At 61.2% G+C, this 1,226-nt stretch carries 1 protein-coding gene; it reads left to right on the top strand.

Annotation, left to right across the window (positions count from 1 at the left end):
- Window positions 1–58: 58 nt before the first annotated feature.
- Entirely contained in the window at window positions 59–1,219 is a 1,161-nt protein-coding gene (locus tag AC0GUR_RS21550) for an IS30 family transposase (protein WP_472879572.1), read from the top strand.
- The last annotated feature ends 7 nt before the right edge of the window (window positions 1,220–1,226 follow it).

Genomic DNA, 1,226 nt, shown 5'->3' with positions numbered 1-1,226 from the left:
TGCGACTTCAGCCGGTCAACGCAACACACTATAGACGCGCAAGCGGAAGGAGTGTTGCATGGCACGCAGACCCCGCAGACCGATTACCGAAGGCCAGATGTCCTTGTTATGGGACCTCTGGCAGAAGGGTGAGTCGCTTCATCAGATCGCCCGGTTGCTGGATCGGAGGCATTCCTCGATCCGGCGAGTGCTGGCGCAAACCGGTGGCATTCGACCGGCGTCGCGCCGTCGAGCCATCCGCGCCTTGACGCTGGCCGAGCGCGAAGAGATCTCGCGATCGGTGGCACTAGGACACTCGCTCAGGACCATTGCCTCGCAGCTTCATCGAGCGCCATCGACGATCAGCCGCGAGTTGCAGCGGAACGGTGGACGGGACAGCTACCGGGCCAACCAGGCTGATCAACGGGCCTGGGAGCGCGCCCGTCGGCCCAAGGTCTGCAAACTGAGGAAGCATCGCGTACTGGCCAGAGTCGTGGCCGCCAAGTTGCAACGGCGGTGGTCACCGGTGCAGATTGCAGGCTGGCTCAAACAACACGCTGGCGACGACGAGAGGCACCGGGTGTCGCACGAGACGATCTATCGAAGCCTGTTCATCCAAGCCCGAGGCGCCCTAAAAAAGGAGCTTCTGGTGCATCTTCGACGCTCGCGTGCCATGCGCCGCTCGCGCCATCACACGCAGAAGACGCCCAACCACGGTCAGCTCATTGGCATGGTGTCGATCCGCGAACGACCGGCTGAAGTCGAAGACCGGGCCGTCCCTGGCCATTGGGAAGGCGACCTGCTGATGGGGAGCCACAACAGTCAGATCGCCACGTTGGTCGAGCGCTATACGCGTCTTGTCATGCTGGTGAAGGTGGAAAGTCGAGACACGCAAACGGTGATCGACAAGCTCATCAAGCACGCGCACAAGTTGCCCCGGGAACTCTACAAGTCGCTGACGTGGGATCGCGGCAAGGAGATGGCCGACCACCAACGCTTTACGTTGGCGACCGACATCCGGGTCTACTTCTGCGACCCACAGCACCCGTGGCAGCGGGGTTCGAACGAGAACACCAATGGGCTGCTACGCCAATACTTCCCTAAAGGTACGGACCTCTCGGTCTACTCCCAAGCTAAACTCGATGCCGTGGCTCGTGAGTTGAATGAACGACCGAGGCAGACGCTCAACTTTGAAACACCGGCCGAACGTTTCCAGCGATGTGTTGCAACGACCGGCTGAAGTCGCA

Source organism: Dyella sp. PARNA 12/25 (assembly GCF_055702865.1).
This window is presented reverse-complemented; position numbering and strand designations above follow the sequence as displayed.

Bases quoted from the DNA above. Each gene is read 5' to 3' on its own strand.
- AC0GUR_RS21550 (WP_472879572.1), top strand. From the start codon at position 59: ATGGCACGCAGACCCCGCAGACCGATTACCGAAGGCCAGATGTCCTTG.